This is a genomic window from Chitinophagales bacterium (assembly GCA_016787225.1).
Classification (GTDB): Bacteria; Bacteroidota; Bacteroidia; order Chitinophagales; family JADJOU01; genus CHPMRC01.
On sequence record JAEUUY010000034.1, the window covers coordinates 1 to 20,624 of the forward strand.

The following is a 20,624-nucleotide window of genomic DNA, read 5'->3' on the forward strand; positions in this document are numbered from 1 at the left end:
ACAGGGCGTACACCATTCATATTGATACGAATAGAGTCTGTCAAGGTGCAGTCAAACCTACTGGTCATTTCTACCACATAGGTGCCTGAGCCTGTCACGACCACTCTGGGACTAGCTATGGTCGTGGATTTTTTGTTTGTCACAGGGTTATATAAACTAGGCGTAGTTGTAGGATCTGTCCATGTAAACTTATATGGAGTATCTGTAATTTGGGTTGCTAGATTGATCTGCACAGTATCATGTAAACACAGGTCTGATAATTTCGGGGCTAAGGTGTAGTTAAACTTCGGAATCACAATAACTCGCACACTATCCAAAACCGAACAACTCTTGGTACTATCTATACCATCCGTAGCCCTGGCTACATAGGTAGTAGATACCGTGGGGGCTACATCTACCCAAGCACTATCCAGACCGCTTACTTTCACGATACCTGTTTTGGGAGTCCATTTATACTTGGTCCCTCCCCGAGCATAAGACCGCACGGGTTTACCTCCGATACAATAATACAAAAACTGCTTATGGGTCGTGACCGAGGGACGAAAGTTAATCATTAGTGTATAAAACTCCGATACCCTCATTCCAATATTTGAGCAATAGAATGCTTCAATTTTAAAAAACTCTGTACCTATACCTAAGGTAGAATCAAAAGTGATTCTAACATCCATGGTGTCGGTATTATTCATCCTTACAATGTTGACATTATATTTGAAATTTAAAACGTTTCCTTCATTTGGCAATTGAATAATTTTATATTTTAAATTTTCTGCCGGTGCACCTACAATTCTAAAGTTTATTTGCGTAAATTTCGATCCACATACGTCTACCGTACTGAAGTTAATTTTATTAGCACTTTTGAGCGAGTCTTCTGTTACTCCTTGAGGTACAACTGGCGGACAAGTATTCCTCACTGTGAACTGCAAATCTCTTGTCACATAACCAATCATGACTCGAGAGTAACCAGCCCCATTCGGCACTGCCCTCCATTCTTGCACAGACATAGCCATAATAGCATCTTGCTCAATAGATGGGATACAAGTAATGGTGCCTGTGAATGGATTAACTTGTACGCCATTTGTAGTGAATAAGAAATTATTCATATTTAGAGGAGGAATAAAATTCACTCCAGGATTTAGATAATTGACGGCATTATTGATATTTGTAGCCTCGTTTGTAAAAGGAGTATAGAGTCTATATACTAGGGAGTCTCTTATAACTTTTAAGCCATTTGATAAGGTGATAAAATATGGATCAACGCTATCAACTGTGCCATGATTATAAGTATTGACTCGCAATCTACACCAGTATGGAATAGGCATGGTGGTAAATACTGGAGAACTATTTCTGTAATTCGTATTGATTACAGCCTGAACCCATAAACCTACACAAGTAGGGTTAATGGTAGATATTGCGGCATTTCTACAAAAGTCTTCAACTCCTACTAGAGCCCAGCCTACATTCTTGCCCAATACGACATCTTTGGTAAATATATGTTGCATTACCCCTTTGTACAATCCCACTGGACCAGAAGGACAATTTGTAGTCGGCTTTACGGCTACATCAGGGGGCAAGCAAATAGGTGTAGCTTCTTTAACACTTGCTACATCCATAGGTATAGTGGTGAATATGGTAGAAGTTCTAATTCGTAACTGAGCTACACCAAGACCCACCCCTACACAATCTCTGTATAAGGAAACCGTGATCCTATATTTACCAGTATTTGTATCAATTTCTCTGTAGGTAATATCAGCACCCATCAAATGCGACGCATGCATTTGATTAGATAACAATATAGTAAAAATAAAAATACTAGTTAATCTATACTTTAACAATAATTGATACATAGGGCTATTATTTATTAGTTTTAGAAAATTTTCTATCATCGAAGATACGATAATTTTGTTAATTAATGAGTTGAAATTATTCATATTAGAATGATTTTTTATGTAACAGTTCAATAATAAACTATTTTTTGAGCAAAATTCAGCTAATTCAGTTGAAATAAAACAATCAATAAAAATGCTTTGTTAATGGTTTAAATGTAAAAACTCAAAAAAAACAACAACAAGTGTAATTATTAATTATATATAAAGATTAGAAAAACAAATATTTATATATCAATGTTTCATTTTTTTTGGATAGATTTAACCGAAAGTTGTTAATGCTTTTAAATTTTTTAGTTCTTGATTGATTTGAATTTGTTTTTAAACCATAAATTTTTCACAAATTTAATGTTAGGGTAATCAATTAGCTATTTTTAATTGTCAAATATCAAGAAATTATTAGTTTTGTAGCTTGATGAAGAAATATCATTATTTTCTGATTGCTTTTTTACTCATGTTCGCAGAGTCCTGCAAAGATTCTCAATATGTAATGCGTCAAACAGACAAAAATCTTAAGTACAGATATGCCATGGATTGGTATATGACTAAGAAATATACCGAAGCGATACCGGTTATAGAGAATTTAATGCCAAGTTTCAAGGGTACAGACACCGCAGCGAATTTATATTTTATGTTGGCAGATTGTTATTTTTTGAATAAGGAGTATATGGTAGCGGCATATCATTTCAAAACTTTTCGAGATATTTATCCTAGGAGCTATAAATCTGAAGTGGCAGCTTTTAAGATAGCTGAATGTTATAGTAAAGAAATTCCTAGATTAGAACTAGAGCAGACAGATAATGAAAAGGCAATTAACTACTACAAGGCGTTTGTTGCAGAATATCCTAAAAGTCCTATGGTAGAAATGGCCAATGCTGAGATAGAGAAACTTAACTCAAATTTGGAAAAGAAAGCCTTAATGGCAGCAGATTTATATTATAAAACTCGCAACTATAGAGCTGCTGCTGTTACATATAAAAATGTTATTAATCGATTTCCTAAAATAAAGAGTTACGAAGACCTGTATTATAAAATTGGTTATTCATATTTTATGTTTGCCGAGAAAAGTATTATAACAAAGCAGTCCGAGCGCTATGAGATAGCCTTAAACGAATGTCAGAATTTTATTAATCGTTTCCCGAATAGTAAATATGTCTCAGAGTTAAAAACAATACAGGCAAAGTGTAAACTTAAAATATTAGTTTCTTCGCTTAAAAATGCAAATAATTATTATTTGATTGAGGATAGACCTATGTACTACAGCCAATCTTTGGAGTTATATGATGAATTTGCTCCTGATATCAAGGTAATGCCAAAAGAGCTGGATAGATATAAAGACAAGTGCTATTTAGGGATAATAGAATCATATTATCTACTTTTAGATGGGATAAAGGATAAAACCCTCTTAGCAGAAAGGCAAGGTATTTTCACTGAAAACTATTATCGGTTAATAGATAAATTCAATGCCAATTCACAAGAATTGAGGCAAGCAGAGGAAATTTTTAAAAAAGTAAATCAAATCACTAAACTATAAATTTATGAGTAAAATTGCTGATTACCAACAGGCAAACACAAATGGAGTCATTGAAACACAAAACTTAGATGACATATTTAGCAATACTGGGAATCTTTATCAGTCCATAGTTATTGTGGCTAAGCGCGCAAATCAAATAGCTAATGAATTGAAAACGGAACTTCATTTCAAATTAGAAGATATGCGTAAGATTACTGATGAAATAGACGAAATAACTGAAAGTAGAGAACAGATTGAGCTTTCAAAAAAATATGAAAAATTAGCGCATCCTACTTTGATAGCTACCAGTGAGTTTCTAGAAGGGAACCTTGAATATAAGGCTCTCGAAGAAAACTAATTTTATGCTATCCTTAGAAAATAAGAAAATACTTTTAGGAATTACCGGGAGTATAGCAGCCTACAAATCTTGTTTTCTAATTAGAGAGCTTATCAAGGCTAGAGCTGAAGTGCGCTGCATAGCTACCAAATCTGCATTAGATTTTGTCGGTGGTATTACTTTTTCTACATTATCTAGAAATGAACTAATATCAGATTTACACCATGGTGATAGCTGGAACAATCATGTAGAGTTGGGTCTTTGGGCGGACGCTATGCTTATCGCACCGGCATCTGCTAATAGCATAGCAAAAGCAGCTAATGGTATTTGCGATTCTGCTTTAATGGCAGTTTATTTATCCGCAAAATGTCCAGTGTTTTGGGCTCCTTCTATGGATTTAGATATGTGGCATCACGCAGCAACTCAGAATAACATTGAAAAATTAATTTCCTACGGCAATAAAATTGTACCAGTAGGGGACGGAGAACTGGCCAGTGGTTTAATAGGGAAGGGTAGGATGGCCGAGGTAGATGATATTCTTAGTTTTTTAAATGAAAGTATTGGTAAAACATAATTACCATATTATGTTGTTCTTTATAGAAAGAGTCGTATAATAAAATCTCAAATTTTAATTTAGTTCGTCCATGAGTTTTTTCATGGCTATGAGCGATTCCCATTCAACATTTCGAGAAGTTTTCCTTTCAACTAACAAATTTGTCGGGTTATTTTGTACCGAATCTATTGGGGTAGTATCTATAGACTTTTTAATATCTGGAGTAATGGGTGCAGCAGATAATTCTTGATTGGATACAATACTTTTGAAATTACTTTGCTTTACATCACCTCTAATACCGCTGCGTTCTGGTTCTAGGTTAAAGGGAGGAGCGGAATTATTTTTCTTAACTAAAGTTTGACCTCCATTCGAGGCAGATTCTACTTCAACTAAATTATTTTTAATAATTGCTAAATTAGCTTCAATTTTACGACTGATATTTGAACTAGTTGGTTGCAGTGGAGCTTTTATTGCTTGATAAGTTATATATTCGGTTTCTACTTTTTTTAAGGCGTTAACTAAAAAAAGACATTGTATATGTAAATCTGAAATAATTTCTTGAATTGGGTCTTGATCATATTTTAGAAATGGAATTCTCTTCTTTAAACTATCAATTTTATTTACTTTAGCTTGAAATTGTTCATCCAGTCTTTTATAGAGTTCAAATACTTTTATGTATGGGGCTTCTACTTCCTTAAGAGAGGGTAAATTTTCATGTGATTTTTGTGTAAAGTACCAAGTTCCAAAATCACATGACTTTGAAGTTAATTTAGTATTGTCTAACAACATCTGAACTGAAAACCTTGAATTACATTTACTCAAATGAAGACTCAATGCTGCATACTTAGAAATAGAATCTCTTAGGAGATCCCTGAATTTTAACCTTTTCATTTATATTTTTTACCTTTCACCACAAAAATACGATAAAATAATAATTGTGGTGTAAAATTTAAGAAAAAGGCTTTGTAATTCGCTTATAAACAGAAGAGAAAGTGAATAACTAAGGGTGTCAAAATTTAAGGAAATATAAGAAAGACAGGTTGTTCAAAGAATTCTATAGAAAGTGATAAATATAAATTCTATGTGGATAACTTCTATTTTAAAAGATATTTTAATATGCCTAGTATTGGCTAAATAATTAAAGCAAAACTCTATAAATTTTGCATAATATTATCTGCGAGCTTGTTGCCTGTAAACCCTTCAAATTCTAATACTTCTGATAATAAACCTGGTTTAAACCAGCGTTCATTCATCGAAATAGATTGAATAGGTATTGTTTTTTGATTTCTTGCTAGTACTTCACAAACCTTTGAATAAAGCCCACCTGTTATAAAATGGTCTTCTATGGAGACTATTTTCCCAGTTTTTCCTGTGAGATTTAAAATACACTCTTCGTCTATTGGTTTTAAAGAGCGCATATTAACCACTCCAACTTTCAAACCAGATTTTTCAAGAATGTCCTTTGCTTTGAGTACTTCCTCCAGCAAAAATCCATAGACTAAAATGGTTATGTCTTTACCTTCTGCTATTACCTCGGCTTTACCTATTTCAAAAGGCTGTTGATGCACAATGACCGATGGTCTAGGATTTACTCTTAAGTAGGATGGATGAGGTGAGTTCCAGATAGTTTCTAGCATCATACACATATCGTCATTATCTGAAGGACAGAATATCTGCATACCTGGTATGAGACTCATAATACCTACATCTTCCAATGACTGATGCGTAGGACCATTGCCATCAGATAGAAATCCTGGTATCCATCCACTCAATTTTATTGGCAGATGAGGAATGCCCGCATCATTTCTAATAAACTCATAGGCTCTAAATAATAGGAAATTTGTCAGAGCATGACAGATAGGAATTCTACCTCTTAAGGCCATACCTGAGGCCATAGCTATCATGTTTTGTTCTGTAATTCCTACATCGATAAATCTATCTTCAAGGATTGAGGGTAACTCCCTTACTACCGCCCTATTTTCTGCTGTAAAAACAATAACATTTTCATTTTTTAAAGCATAGTTTTTTATTATCTCAGGATAGTTTGCCATCGTTCATTTACTGTTTTGAAATTAAAGACTTTGATTAAATTAACTAGCTCAATTTTCTCTTAATTTCTATTTCTTCGTAGGCTTCAATAATATCGCCTATCTGAATATCATTGTAGTTGTCAATATTGAGACCGCAATCCTGTCCGTGAATGACTTCTTTCACATCATCCTTAAATCGTTTTAGGGATGCCAGTTTCCCAGAATGTACCACGATACCATCGCGTATTATTCTCACTTTAGAAGCTTTAGTGACTTTACCGTCAGTGACATAACAACCAGCAATCGTTCCTACTTTAGAAATCTTAAATATTTCTTTAATCTCTATGTTTCCAGTTACTTTTTCTTCGACTGTAGGTTCTAGCATTCCTTCCATGGCAGCTTTAATCTCATCTATTGCTTGATAAATAACAGAATAATGTCGAATATCTATGCTTTCTTTTTCAGCAATAGCCTTAGCTTGAGCAGAAGGTCTTACCTGGAATCCAATGATAATGGCATCTGATGCAGATGCTAATAAGACATCAGATTCAGTAATAGCTCCTACAGCTTTATGTAATATATTGACCTGTACCTCTGCTGTTGATAACTTTGTCAAAGAATCTGATAAGGCTTGTACGGAACCATCCACGTCTCCTTTAATAATTATATTAAGTTCCTTAAAGGTACCTAATGCTAATCTTCGACCTATTTCATCAAGTGTGATATGTTTCTTTGTACGAATACCTTGTTCACGTTCCAGTTGGGATCTTCTATACGCAATATTTTTTGCCTCTTGTTCATCTGTAAATTCTCTAAAGGTTTCTCCAGCAGTAGGCGCTCCATTGAGTCCTAGTATCTGAACTGGTTCACCAGGATATACCTTAGTTACCTTAGTTCCTGTATGATCAAACATTGCTTTTATTTTCCCATAGTTTGAGCCTACGACGAGAAAATCTCCTACTTCTAAGGTACCAGATAAAACGAGTACAGTAGCTACATAACCTCTCCCTTTATCCAAGGATGCTTCAATGACTGTTCCAGTAGAAAGTTTTTTAGCATTCGCTTTGAGTTCTAATAAATCAGCCTCTAGTAATATTTTCTCCAATAATTCATCGACCCCAATCCCAGATTTTGCAGATAATTCCTGATCTTGATACTTACCGCCCCAGCTTTCCACTAAAATATTCATCTCAGATAGTTGTGTTCTAACTGCTTCGGGGTTAGCACCAGGCTTATCAATTTTATTGATAGCGAAAATCATGGGAACATTTGCAGACTGTGCATGGCTTATAGCTTCTCTGGTTTGTGGCATCACTTTGTCGTCCGCCGCAATTACTATGATAGCTACGTCTGTTAACTTGGCACCACGTGCACGCATAGCAGTAAAGGCTTCGTGACCGGGTGTATCGATAAACGTAATTTTTCTATCATGTTTCGGAACTTTTACATCATATGCTCCAATATGCTGTGTTATACCTCCTGCTTCTTTATTAGCAACATTTGCTTTACGAATGTAATCAAGCAATGAGGTTTTACCGTGGTCAACATGTCCCATGATAGTTACAATTGGTGCTCTAGAAGTATGATCTTCAATGTTATCTTCGTCTTCCTCTATCTCAGTGCTATCTTCCACAGAAATAAATTCCACCTCATACCCATATTCCGATGCTAATAACTCTATGATCTCTGCATCTAATCTTTGATTTATTGAAACAACTAAACCCATTCCAAAGCAAAATGTAATCAGTTCGGTAGGCTGCTTATTCATTAGTGAAGCTAACTCACTCACTGTAATGAATTCAGTAATTCTCAGTTTTCCATCATTTTCAATTTCAGCCTGAATTTGAGCTTTTTCCGCATGATCATCTCGTTTCTTTTTGCGTAGTTTTTGCCTTAAATTTTTCGGAACCTGAATAGGTACGGGTTTCTCAGGTCTTTTAGGGCCATCTTCTATGGTAGAATTTTCAAACTTATCTTTCTTCTTTTTCTTTTCAAAGAAGAATTTAGATTTATCGGATTCACCACCAAAAATTACCCTTTGCTTTTCAGGACTAGTTTCATTGATTCTAGATCTTTTCTTTTTTGCATCAGAATCATCGATTGATTTTGATTTCTCTACGATAGGACGCTTAGTTTCTTCCTTTTTTTCTTTTTTAGGCTTTTCCTTTTTTTCATTAATTGCATTAAGATCTACTTTACCTAATTGCTTTAGTCCTTCAATTTTTCTAAACTTAGTTTCAATATGTTCTACTGATTCTTCAGGCTCTGCTAGAAGTTTATCTTTTTTGTCTGTTTCAGCGACAGAAGCATCTTCCGCTATATCTTCGTTTATTTCGTTTTCCTTCTTTTTAGCACTGGTCTTTTTCTCGATTATCGGTTCCGAGATTTCAGCCGATTCCTCTACCTTAGTCTTTTTAGCAGTCTTCTTAGGCTTTTTGTCATCTAACGAATCGACATCAATTTTATCTACAACTTTTAGCTTTAGCTTTGGCTTTTCAATCTCAACTTTTTCAATTGATTCCTTTTCCACCTCATTTTCCTTGGAAGCAACTGCCTTTTCCTTTTTAGGTTTAGGAATGTCCGCTGGTTCGACTATTACCTCTATTTCCTGAGGTTTCGAAACTATCTTTTCCTCCTTTGGCTTATTATGTGTAGAGAGAAACTGGGCTGACTCTTCTTTCAAATCATGCTCAGAGCTATACTTCTCATTAAGTACAGCAAACATTTCATCCTCAATCTTTGCATTCGGATTGTCAGCAATAGAAAATCCTTTGTCTGTTAAGTACTGAACAATCTCCTCTCTAGCTACATTGAAATAAGAGGCTGCTTTAGCTAATCTAGTCGGTTTAGTTACGGACATTTATGTTTTTATCTTAATTATCTTATTTATTTTTAATACATAATTACCAGAATTAAGATTTATCAAATTCTGATTTCAATATATGCATGACATCTCTTACTGTTTCTTCTTCCAGATCAGCTCTTTTGGCTAATTCTTCTACCGTTAGACTCAACACACTCTTTGCGGTATCGCATCCTACCTTTTTAATTTCATCTATGATCCACTCTTCTATTTCATCTTTAAATTCATCTAAATCAATATCTTCTTCATCAGTGTCTATATCTCTATAAACATCGATTTTGTAATCAATTAGTTTACTAGCTAATTTAATATTGACACCATTTTTCCCGATAGCGAGTGATACTTGATCAGGTTCTAACCAAACCTTCACTCTTTTATTTTTTTCATCAATCTCTACAGAATTAATCGCAGCAGGTGCTAACGCTCTCTGAATAAAGAGAGGGAAATTAGTAGTATAATTAATGATATCTATGTTTTCATTTTGAAGTTCTTTGACTATACCATGAATTCTAGAACCCTTCACACCTACACAGGCACCTACAGGATCTATTCTATCATCATAGCTTTCGACAGCTATTTTTGCTTTTTCTCCAGGCTCTCTTACCACTTTTTTAATAGCTATAATACCTTCCATAACTTCTGAGACCTCCAACTCTAGCATGGCTTCTAAAAATTTAGGATCAGTCCTTGATAGTTTAACTCTCGGTAGGTTATTTCTCAATTCCACTTCCTTGATTACAGCACGAACAGTATCACCCTTCTTAAAGAAGTCACTTTTAATTTGTTCCATTTTAGGTAAGACGAGCTCATTACCTTCGTCATCAAGCACGAGTACTTCATTTTTCCATACTTGATAAACCTCTCCATGCACGATTTCTCCTACCATCTCTTTGTACTTTTTGTACACCTCGTCTTTTTCTAGTTCCGTTACTCTAGAATTAAGGGTCTGCTTTGCAGCCATAATAGAGCGTCTTGAAAATTCTTGAATTTCTATTTGTTCATAGGTATCTTCGCCTATTTCAAAACTATCGTCCAGTTTCTTTGCTTCTGTAATGCCAATTTCTTTTACTTTGTCAGTTACAGCATCATCCTCCACTATAGTTCTTATTTGATAAATTTCGATTTGACCTTTATCTGTATTGACGACCACGTCAAAATTGTCTGTATTGCCATATTTCTTTTTTAGTGAGGTCTTGAAGGTATCTTCAAGTAGTCTCATCATTTTGACTTTGTCTATATTTTTTTGTTCTTTAAATTCTGAGAACGAGTCGATTAAGTCTAAAGTGTTCATTGTTATTTCTTTTTAAAATTTGTTGGTATTGGAATAATTGCTTTTTTTATTTGATTATAATGTAATATATGTTCTATTAATTGTTCTTCTTCTTTTTTCTTTTTATTTTTGGGAATCACCTGTATCACTTTAATTTTTTCATCATCCACTTCCTTCACTTCTCCTTCAATCGCCAGACCATCTTGAGTCAATATTTCTAACTTTTTACCTAATCTTTTTCTATATTGAAAAGGCAATAACAGTGGATTTGACATTCCTGGGGAAGATACATTGAAAGAAAATTTAGTCAAAATATCGCTTTCTTCCTCTAATTTATTCTGAATGTATCGACTCAATTTTCCGCATTGCTCTATAGTTATATTTTCCATTCCGTCTGCACAAACCTCAATTACATCTGCTGTTTGTTCTACCTTCACTAAAAACAAATTATTGTCTTTGCAGTATTCCTCTCCCCACTGTCTTATCTTTTCGAGATACATTTTATAGTTTATTTTAAAAAAATAGGGAAGCATTATGCTTCCCTATCTATTCTTACTCATCAATTTCTGAGCACAAAGATAAGATAATAAATGGAATTGTCAATAGATTTTGATAAAATGTTTTATAGATTTGTTTATTATTGTATAAATTTGTGTTATGAAACCATTTATCTTCATACTAATTTTATTCGGTTTAGCTTCTTGCCAGATAACAGCCCCTACCTTTAAAAATCTGGGACAATGGAGAGTAGCTAACATCAATGGCTCACAGGTGACAGTATCCAATGTAGCCTATTTTTATAACCCTAATAAAATAGACGGATTAAAGCTAAACGCCATCAATCTAGCGGTACAAACAGAAGGTAAGAATCTGGGTAAAGTAGAAATTAGTGAGCCGGGTATGTCTATACCTAAGTTGTCAGATTTTCAGGTTCCGATTAGTTTCGTAGTGAGTATGTCTGATTTAATAGGAAATTTAGCGTCTATAATCAATATCGTTTCTGGTAAAACGGTTGATTTAAGATGTGTAGGAGAAGTAAAAGTTGGGTATGCAGTTATCAATAAGTCTATTAGAATAGATCAAACGCTACCTATAAATATTAAGGATATTAAATAAATTAAATTGCTAAATAAAATTTAAACACATGAAAAACTTTTTACTATTTGCCTTCTGTTTTTTACAGTTAAGCTCTTATTCTCAATTTAGCTGTGGCACAAAGGATAAAGATTACGATAAATGGATAGAGGATATTGGCAGACCAGAGTTACATCCAGATTTTTTGCAGCCTAGGTCTATAATATATATACCGATGCACTACCATATCATTACTAGGAGTAATGGTTTTGGAGGCTATCCACTAAACTATTTATATTTTATTCATTGTGATATGAATTATCATTTTGAAAAATCAAAAATTAATATACGTTTTTACATAGATACCATTAGCTATATAAAATCAGACAATTATTTTGATATACAAAAACCAGAGGATGAGACCGTCATGGGTCTTTACAATACTTTAAATCATTGCAATGTATACTTAGTGAATAATCCAAATGGAGCCTGTGGATATGTGACCGATTTTCCTACCATGGGTCCACCTTCTCAGAGAAGCGGCATTTTTATGCAAGCATCTGCAGAAAAGTTTGACTGTTCAAATCCTGGTAACAAAACACTTCCGCACGAAATGGGACATTGGTTAGATCTACGACATACATTTTTCAAATGGGAAGGTTTAAGCTATCCTCCTAATTTGTCTCAGCATCCCAAAAGTGAATGGGAAAATGTAGATAGAACAGGCGCTTTGGCTAATTGTCTGACCAAAGGAGATGGATTCTGCGATACAGACCCAGATTATGTAGCGAATAGATGGAAATGCCCATATGCAGGCAATCCATTATCTGATGCTAATGGCAAAACACTTTTGATGAATAAAATTGGTCGAAATTTTATGTCCTATTCAGACGATGACTGTTCGGATACATTTTCACCTCAGCAGGCTAATCGAATGGTGGCAGCTATGCAGAACTATACTGACCGAAAGGATTTACTGCTTTTAAAAGTTCCTGTATTTCCAGAAATTGGGAGCTTCTCTTATTTTTACCCTAAGCAGCAAACGAGTCCTAATGCAAGATATGCACGAAAGAATTTTCAATTGAAGTGGAATAGCCTACCAGGTACTACTAGGTATTTAGTGACTTTGGGTAAAAGTACGACGACAACAATAAGTAATACCTACGATTTTTTACCTACTGATTTATTAGTCGATACACTTATCACAGATACGTTTTTATCTATTCCTGATATAAAATTAGGTCCCGCATTGAATAATACCTATTTTTATTGGAAAGTACGTGCTGTGAATAAAATGTCATCTTGTGGAGATAATGTCATATCAAATCAGGCATTTAGATTACGTGATATCAAGTTCAATTTTGTAGGAGTGAATCCAAAGTGTTTTGGCGAAAAGAATGGTCAATTATTGATTCAAGATAGTACAGGGGTAGCTACAAATACTTATGTTTATAATGGATCCAATGTTTCTGGAAAACAGATAGATAATGTAGGTGCTGGATTGCATACATTGGAAGTAAAGCTACAAGACGGAACCTCAGTATTCTTCGATACGCGTCTAAGTGAACCCTCAAAAATTACTGCTACGACTACCTATCCTGCTAATTTTGCTGCTACAGTTACAGCACAGGGAGGCACTCCGCCATATACCTACAACTGGAGTAATGGCAAAACAGGAGGCAGTCAAACAGGTTTAGCCGCTGGCTCCTATGTAATCACGGTTACAGATAAAAATGGATGTAAGTTAGAGGAATACCAAGTAAAAATAAATGCGAATGGTTCAGGGGGTAGCAATATTCACACAAATTCACTCTCAGAAATTGATGTTTTCCCTACTAAAGTGAAGTATGGGGAAATTATTAATATTACAGAAATCAAGCAACCTACTAGTTTGCAAATTTTCGATTTATCAGGCAAATTGATTAAATCAGATTTTTTGTCACAAACTACCACAATCGTATGGGATATTAAAACAACAGGACAGTATCTAATTAAACTATCCAATAGCTCAGGAGAAAAAGTTCTGAAATTAGAGAGTGTATATTAGCTATAAATATATAGTTCCTAATGAATCAGTTGAGCGTTTGCTCTATTGATTTTTAAATTCTCTAATTAATTTTTAAGTGTTAATTCATTGTTAATAAGCAATGTTAATGAATGAATAGATGATGCATCTAGCTTATTTTTGTTGTCTGAAAGGAAAATAAAAATTAATTCATAAACATATGCTTCACTTCATGAAAAAAATTCAAACCCTTGCTTTTGTATTGGTATCTAGCCATATCTTAGCACAGTATTCTGGCACCATTAGTGTACCCAACGCTACGTTTTCTAACTTAGCAGTCTTGGTGGACTCACTAAACACTTATGGTCTTAGTGGTGCTCTTACAGTCAATGTAACGGCAGCCCAGACAGCTCCTACAGGTGGTTATGTATTGGGAAATACAGGTTCTGCACTTTTGACTACCTTGTCTGCCACCAATACACTCACCTTGAATGGTGGAGGGAATACGATAACCTCATTTACTCCAGGAACTCGAAATGTAACAGGAACTACCACTGGTCAGATTGATGCTATATTCAATCTTGTTGGGGTGGATTTTGTAACCATTAGGCGCTTTACCTTTTCAGAGAATAGTGCAAATACAAACAATACTCAAGCTATGGAAGCTGCTATAGCACTATTTAATTTAGGAAGTGCTGCTGGTTCAGCAGGAGGCTGTCATTATATCACAATTGATAGTAATGTTGTGAATTTTACCAATTTTGCTTCTACAGGTGAAGGAGGATTTGCTTTCGCTGCATATCCTTTTGTGTATAATACGACCACTGCTGCTACTTGGACTGCAAATTCAGCAGATATTCATCGCTCATTGACTGTTTCTAACAATACGATCAATCAAGGATATAACGGAGTTTTGTTTCGAGGTGCAGGTTCAGCTCAAGCCAGAGCTCTCGTTGTCACTAATAATAAATTCCTCAACATAGGAGGCGCTACTACCAGTGGTTATGGTGTATATACACTCAATCTCGATAGTATGATAGTAAATTCAAATGATTTTACCTTTGATGTAGCCCACACGAGTGGCACGCTATATGGAGTTTTTCAGAGTACAAATTGTGGGAATAATACTATAATCAATTCCAATAATATCAATTTATCGAATATTGGAACATCACAAACTGCTGGCATCTCCATCGCAAGCCATGTTGGAATTAGAAGTACCATTAAATACAATAAATTAACTGGTAATATTCCTAATCTTACAACTTCTGCTCTACAGCCAATCATTCATACATACGGCGGTGGAAATTCTTATACCTTAGAAATAGATAGTAACGAAATTAATAATGTAACGGTAGGAGGCACAGCTACCATAGCAATGATTAGTGCGGGTAATTCTTCAACACTTGGTAATACATTCATTAGAGGAAATGTTATCAATAATATCAATCGTATAGGTGGCAATGGTGCTACCTATGGTATACAGCCTGTTACAGGTTCTCTAGATGCATTTGTTTTAAGAAATACGATTGATAGTATTTACTTTTCAAATACTACCACTGCTACTTCAATAACACTCAGCGGAGTGCATAGTACGGGAACTCACAATAATTTTTACTTAGAAAACAATTCAATTACTAATTTATTTATCAATGGATCAAATACTGCGACTGCGCATACTCTAAGAGGATTTAGTGGAAGTAATACCGCTACCAATCAATTTATAACGAACAATATAATATCTGACTTGCGAATAAATACTGCGGGTGCAGGCGGTGGTACCTTAGAAGGAATTTATACATGGCCTGCTACGGCCGGCGTTTCTGATATGCGGGGAAATAGAGTGTTTAAACTTAACATGGTAGGAGCAGGAACTACCTCTAATGGGGTACGTGGTATCTCTACGGGAGGTTCGAATACGATAGCTATCAATAATATGGTGAGTGAGTTATCTGCTCCAGCTTCGATAAACGTCAATGGAGTTATAGGTCTGAACTTTAGTGGGACAATTGGTGCTTTGACCTGTCATTACAATACTGTAGCTATTGGTTTCCCTACGCCTATTACTAGTTCTGGTGCCAATTTTGGTGTTTCTGGAGTTTTTATTGGCTCAGCAGCTACGCCTTTCATAGCCTCTAATAATATTGTAAACGTAAAAGCCACCAGAACAGGAACAGGAACTATTGCAGCATTGCGAAGAGTTTCTGGAACTGCGGGAACCAGACCTGCCGGATTTACTCTTTCTCACAATATTTGGAGATGTGGTACGACAGCAGCGACAGAAAATTATATTTTTATAGAAGGGACTGCTACCCCATTTACCAATGCTTATCACATCGGAGGAGGCAGCTTGGGTACCAATGATGCCTCTGCATTTAATACGGCATGTGGTGCCTATAAATCATGGATGGGTGACGCAGCTACGTTTACAGAAGATAGTCTCATAGCAGGAGGTACTGCAGGCACTTGGGTTCCCAATTCTGCTTCATTAGCCCAAAATAGTGCAGTATCCTTAGCAGGTATTACTACAGATCACAGCAATGCCTCAAGAAATCTTACTACTCCTGATAGGGGAGCACTAGAATTCGCAGGAACTGCAGGTTTAGATTTAGTCCCTCCTACTATAAGTTATACGGACGTTCCTAATTTGAATTGTACCAATGCCCCTACAATTTCTGCTACGATTACCGATGCATCAGGGGTGAATACTTCTAGCTTTAAACCTCGATTATATTACAAATTTTCTGGAAATGTGAATGATTCTGTTACAAATACCAGTGCAGCTAATGGTTGGAAATGGATTGAGTCAAACTCTGCGGGTAATCCATATACTTTTGCTTTTGATTTTAGCAAATTGAATGTGGCAGTGGCAGTAGATTCTACTATTCAATATTTTATTGTAGCCCAAGACTTAGCATCCACTCCTAATGTTGGCAATAATAATGTCACCTTCAATACAGGTTATTGTCCTTCTTCGGTTAATTTATTAAAGGCAGGCTTTCCAGCAACAGGTGTTAAGATTTTTAAAGTTTTGCCTCCACCTACAGTTTTTATGACTGCCAAGCCCAATCCTGTTTGCTATTTAAATAATGACACTTTAGATGTTAATATTGGGGCAGCAGCTACCGTTGGAGTTGGACTAAATAATTCAACTCTTAGTGGCACATTTGGTAATCCTCTGAGAACAAGTGCTACAGGTGGACATAGATTGCAAATTTTAGTTTCCAAAGCAGAATTAGACGTAGCAGGCATTTTGCCGGGGAACATAAATAGTATAACTTTTGTAGCTACAGCAGTAGCTTCTTCTATGAGCAATTATGATATCAGAATGGGTCATACTACTGCTACCAATATGACAACCACTTTCTTAACCCAGCCAGCGACTCTCGTGTATACTGCTGCTTCGCATACTCCCGTGATTGGAGATAATTTGTTTAGTTTTTCCACTCCATTTACATGGAATGGAAATGATAATATATTGATTGAGATTTGCTATAACGTAACAACTGTTGGTACTACCACTGTGCAATCTGGTGCCGTAGCTGGCATGACAAATCCTTCTGTACACGCTACTGGTGCTACCTGCGGGGTAACCACAACGGGAAGTGTGAGTACGCAGCGCGTATTTATCAAATTCAATGCCTTGACAGGTACACCTATGGCTAGCTATCTATGGAGAGATACTACTAATACTACCTTAGGTACTACAAAATCAATTATCGTTCAACCAAGTTTTAGTGGAAACACATCAAATACACAAAAATTTAGAGTGACTGCTACTGATGCTAGCGGTTGTGTATTCAATGACTCTATTATTGTCAATAAGAATACAACTTTACCTTCTATTTCTGCTAAATCATTGAGTAATACCTTCCCTTGTTTTGGAGACAGCATTATAGTGAATCATACCGTGATCAATGGCTGTCCGCCATATACTCGTAGTTTTAGCATTGCTACTACCTTGGGAGGCTCTAAAACACCTTTGATGCTCTCTAATACCAACAGATTCATGCCGACTATTGACAAAGGATATGTGTACCTGTTAGTGACAGATAATAGTAATCAAAAAGATAGTACCCTAATAGATTCATTCGAACTACCTTCCGTGCCTATTGCAGACCATGATACCATATGCGGTACAGGACAGGCTACATTGAATGCCATTGGAATTACCAATGGTCTTTGGTATCAAAAAAATAATTTAAATGTACCGATTCAAACTTCGGGGAATTCTTTTGTGACGCCTGTCATTTCGGCTACCGATACATTTTATGTCAGCAATCGAATTGCCTATGATGTAGCAGTAGGGTCGAGAACTCCAGGTACTACTACTAATTTAGGTGCAGCACCTCGTGGTATACGTTTTGACCTCACCAAAGCCATGACACTTGATAGTATAGGTATTTTATGTTCTGGAAATGCAGGGACTGCTACGGTGCAAATATTTGATGATATCACCAATGTTGCTATGAGTCCAGCTACTACGTTGACCATTACAGCGGGAGCAGGTGTCAATTTGCAAACTTTTAGAGTCGGTTTCCCTGTTTTACCTATTGGTACTTACCGTATTTTGGTTACTGCATTTACAGGTACTTCTCCTTTTGCCTACGAAACCACAGCACCAGGATTTCCATTCCCAATTACAAATCTTGCCGCTTCTACGGTTGGGAATATTTTAAGTTCTACGACAGCATTAACTGGTAGTGTTTCTACCACTACATATTATTATTTTAATAAACTTGTTTTTGGTGAAAAATGTGAAAGTAGGAGAGTCCCAGTTTATGCAGTATCAGGCTCTGCTCCTGCATTGACTATGAGTAGTGCAGGACCATTACAGATTTGTAATACAATTACCAATACTACTACTGATACTGTTAAAATTTTATCAAATAAAACAAGTTTCAATTCTTATACCTGGAATCCGTCTTCCGTCACGGGAGATAGCTCCAAGGGTTGGGTATTCAATACAACTCGCAATGGCCAAGATACTTTTACCTTAACGGCACTGAATACAAATACGAATTGTCAACAAGTGAGAAGAGTTATTGTAAATCCTGTCCCTTATATATCATCGATAAATACCATTACGAATATAGATACACATTGTATTAGTGGTTCTTCTACTATTTCAATCACAGGAAGTCCTACTTTAGGTGCCACTTATCAGTGGGAGTCTAGTCCCAATGGAACTTCGGGTTGGTCGCCAATCGGGTCGGCTACGAATGCCAGTTATACAACCCCTAGTATCAATACGACTACTTATTATCGCGCTATAATTTCATGTTCGGGTTCACCTATATCCGGAGCTGGAATTTCTCCTACAGCAGTCAAGCAAATAGTGATTAATAATCCTAATATCGATAGCGTGAAACATGATACGATTTGTGGAATTGATTCTGCATTATTGAGGGCATATACTGCAGCCCCTAAAGTGATTCAATGGTATGATAAGAATGGAAATTATTTAGATACTGGCTCTAATTTCTATACCCCAATTCTCTTGGCTACAGATACGTTTTATGCCGCAGCGGCTATATTAGGCTCTAGCTATAATGCTGTCAAAAATGTAGCTACCGCCACGCCTCCAGGTACAGGAGGAAATGCGCAGTTAACCAATTATGGATTCAATATCACCATTACCAAACCAATTATTCTTAACTCAATTGATGTATTCTCTGGTACAGGTACCAGTATGACGGTGACGCTATATAATGCCGATGGTAGTTCTATATTAAATACTACGACCGCTACTACGACTGCTGGAGTAGCGAATACCATACCCCTTGGTTGGCAGATATTGCCGGGTACCTATAGATTTGGTACTCCTGCTATGACAGGTACTTTCTGGAGAGAAACCAGTGGGAACACAATTCCAGTGCCATTGGGAACTGCTGGTACGGTCAATGGTCCTTATTTGGCTAATATTGCAACTGTAGGTAGTGCCTTTAGTACTACCAGTACCACATGGTATTATGCCTACAATTGGAACATAAGAGAAATGTGTTCTTCTTCACCGCGACTACCTGTCATAGCGACTGTTACCCCTCCACCTGCTTTAACTTTTACCAAAGATGTAGATTCAGTTTGTAGTGGTCAGTTGATTGATTCTGTAAAGTTAAGTGCTGGTGCTGCGTCTTACAATAATTTTACCTGGTCATCAATTCCTACAGTTACTGCCCCTTCGGGAAATATAGGTGCTTCAGGTGTTCGAATTACAAATACAAATCCAGGAGATTATAAATATATTTTAAACGCAGCTCAAACTACAGGTAATCTTTGTAAAAACGTGGATACCTTTTATCTCAAGGTAAAAAGAATTCCTTTACCAATTGTAGCCAGTCCATCAGGTGTTTTAAATTTATGTAATGGAGCTGTACAAGAATTGCAGGCCTCTAGTAAGTTAATTGACTCTGCTATTATTGGGACAGGCACAGTAAATATCGGAAGTGCTACTGGTAACCCATTTCGACCAGGAGCTGGAAATACGAGCCATAGACTGCAATATTTAATCACAGCTGCAGAATTGAATGCTACTAGTTTACAAGCAGGTGCTATCACTGCATTAGGCTTTACTGCGAATAATGTGAGCACTGGTTCTATGACGAACTATCAAATAAGATTAGGCCATACCGCAGCTACCACTTTATCCACTACTTTTTTAGCCCAACCTAGTACTTTAGTACACAATGCAGCCACTTACGGACCAACAATTGTAGGTTGGAATATGTTCTATTTCAATCAATCCAATGTATTTGAATGGAATGGCACAGATAATATTTTAGTTGAAATATGCTACACAACTACCATTGGTACCACTGCTACAGTTGTAGGAGGACCCGTTGCGGGAGTTGCTATACCCACTGTACATGCCACTGCTGCTACTTGTGGTACCACTACCACAGGAACTACCATTGTGAACCGACCACATATTCGATTAGTTCAAAATGTAAAGAATCCTGTCACGTGGTCACCGAATACGAATCTATTCACCAATGCAGGAGCTACCACATCTTATACTTCAGGAGCTAGAGATACAGTATGGAGTGCACATAATGATACGATAAAGTATTATATGACCGCTACCCACCCGAATGGT

Annotated in this window: 12 protein-coding genes; 6 read left to right on the forward strand and 6 right to left on the reverse strand. The window is 36.1% G+C overall.

Annotated features, from left to right (window positions below):
- The coding region (locus JNL75_12615) for a hypothetical protein (protein ID MBL7790664.1) at positions 1-1,928 on the reverse strand (1,928 nt) is incomplete at its 3' end.
- Between the two features lie 370 nt (positions 1,929-2,298).
- Between JNL75_12615 and bamD the strand changes: the two genes are divergently transcribed.
- From bamD to JNL75_12630, 3 genes are read left to right on the forward strand one after another with little or no spacing between them, the layout of a single operon-like run.
- Positions 2,299-3,417 carry an outer membrane protein assembly factor BamD gene (gene bamD, locus JNL75_12620; GenBank protein MBL7790665.1) on the forward strand — a complete coding sequence of 373 codons (1,119 nt, stop codon included), beginning with the start codon at positions 2,299-2,301 and terminating at the stop codon, positions 3,415-3,417.
- Positions 3,418-3,421: 4 nt separating this feature from the next.
- Entirely contained in the window at positions 3,422-3,754 is a 333-nt protein-coding gene (locus tag JNL75_12625; GenBank protein ID MBL7790666.1) for a DNA-directed RNA polymerase subunit omega, read from the forward strand.
- A gap of 4 nt (positions 3,755-3,758) precedes the next feature.
- A complete protein-coding gene (locus tag JNL75_12630; GenBank protein MBL7790667.1) occupies positions 3,759-4,307 on the forward strand; it encodes a hypothetical protein in 549 nt (182 codons plus the stop codon).
- A 54-nt stretch (positions 4,308-4,361) separates the two neighbouring features.
- Here the strand turns inward: JNL75_12630 and JNL75_12635 are convergent, their stop codons facing one another.
- The 5 genes from JNL75_12635 to JNL75_12655 form a co-directional block, all read right to left on the reverse strand.
- Positions 4,362-5,177, reverse strand: coding sequence for a hypothetical protein (locus JNL75_12635; protein ID MBL7790668.1), 816 nt, complete (start codon positions 5,175-5,177; stop codon positions 4,362-4,364).
- A gap of 260 nt (positions 5,178-5,437) precedes the next feature.
- Positions 5,438-6,337 (reverse strand): hypothetical protein, encoded by a 900-nt coding sequence (locus tag JNL75_12640; protein ID MBL7790669.1) that lies wholly within the window; start codon positions 6,335-6,337, stop codon positions 5,438-5,440.
- Positions 6,338-6,380: 43 nt separating this feature from the next.
- Entirely contained in the window at positions 6,381-9,176 is a 2,796-nt protein-coding gene (infB, locus tag JNL75_12645) for a translation initiation factor IF-2 (protein ID MBL7790670.1), read from the reverse strand.
- Between the two features lie 52 nt (positions 9,177-9,228).
- Positions 9,229-10,470 (reverse strand): transcription termination/antitermination protein NusA, encoded by a 1,242-nt coding sequence (gene nusA, locus JNL75_12650; GenBank protein MBL7790671.1) that lies wholly within the window; start codon positions 10,468-10,470, stop codon positions 9,229-9,231.
- Positions 10,471-10,472: 2 nt separating this feature from the next.
- Complete coding sequence (locus tag JNL75_12655) at positions 10,473-10,886, reverse strand: hypothetical protein (GenBank protein ID MBL7790672.1); 414 nt, start codon at positions 10,884-10,886, stop codon at positions 10,473-10,475.
- A gap of 220 nt (positions 10,887-11,106) precedes the next feature.
- On the opposite strand from JNL75_12655, the gene JNL75_12660 reads away from it, so the two are divergent.
- From JNL75_12660 to JNL75_12670, 3 genes are all read left to right on the forward strand, one after another.
- On the forward strand, positions 11,107-11,565 hold the full coding sequence (locus JNL75_12660) for an LEA type 2 family protein (GenBank protein MBL7790673.1): 459 nt from the start codon (positions 11,107-11,109) through the stop codon (positions 11,563-11,565).
- A gap of 28 nt (positions 11,566-11,593) precedes the next feature.
- On the forward strand, positions 11,594-13,570 hold the full coding sequence (locus JNL75_12665; protein ID MBL7790674.1) for a T9SS type A sorting domain-containing protein: 1,977 nt from the start codon (positions 11,594-11,596) through the stop codon (positions 13,568-13,570).
- Between the two features lie 190 nt (positions 13,571-13,760).
- The coding region (locus JNL75_12670) for a hypothetical protein (protein ID MBL7790675.1) at positions 13,761-20,624 on the forward strand (6,864 nt) is incomplete at its 3' end.

Bases quoted from the DNA above. Each gene is read 5' to 3' on its own strand.
- JNL75_12625 (MBL7790666.1), top strand. From the start codon at position 3,422: ATGAGTAAAATTGCTGATTACCAACAGGCAAACACAAATGGAGTCATT.
- infB (MBL7790670.1), bottom strand. From the start codon at position 9,176: ATGTCCGTAACTAAACCGACTAGATTAGCTAAAGCAGCCTCTTATTTC.
- nusA (MBL7790671.1), bottom strand. From the start codon at position 10,470: ATGAACACTTTAGACTTAATCGACTCGTTCTCAGAATTTAAAGAACAA.
- JNL75_12665 (MBL7790674.1), top strand. From the start codon at position 11,594: ATGAAAAACTTTTTACTATTTGCCTTCTGTTTTTTACAGTTAAGCTCT.
- JNL75_12630 (MBL7790667.1), top strand. From the start codon at position 3,759: ATGCTATCCTTAGAAAATAAGAAAATACTTTTAGGAATTACCGGGAGT.
- JNL75_12660 (MBL7790673.1), top strand. From the start codon at position 11,107: ATGAAACCATTTATCTTCATACTAATTTTATTCGGTTTAGCTTCTTGC.
- bamD (MBL7790665.1), top strand. From the start codon at position 2,299: ATGAAGAAATATCATTATTTTCTGATTGCTTTTTTACTCATGTTCGCA.
- JNL75_12640 (MBL7790669.1), bottom strand. From the start codon at position 6,337: ATGGCAAACTATCCTGAGATAATAAAAAACTATGCTTTAAAAAATGAA.
- JNL75_12635 (MBL7790668.1), bottom strand. From the start codon at position 5,177: ATGAAAAGGTTAAAATTCAGGGATCTCCTAAGAGATTCTATTTCTAAG.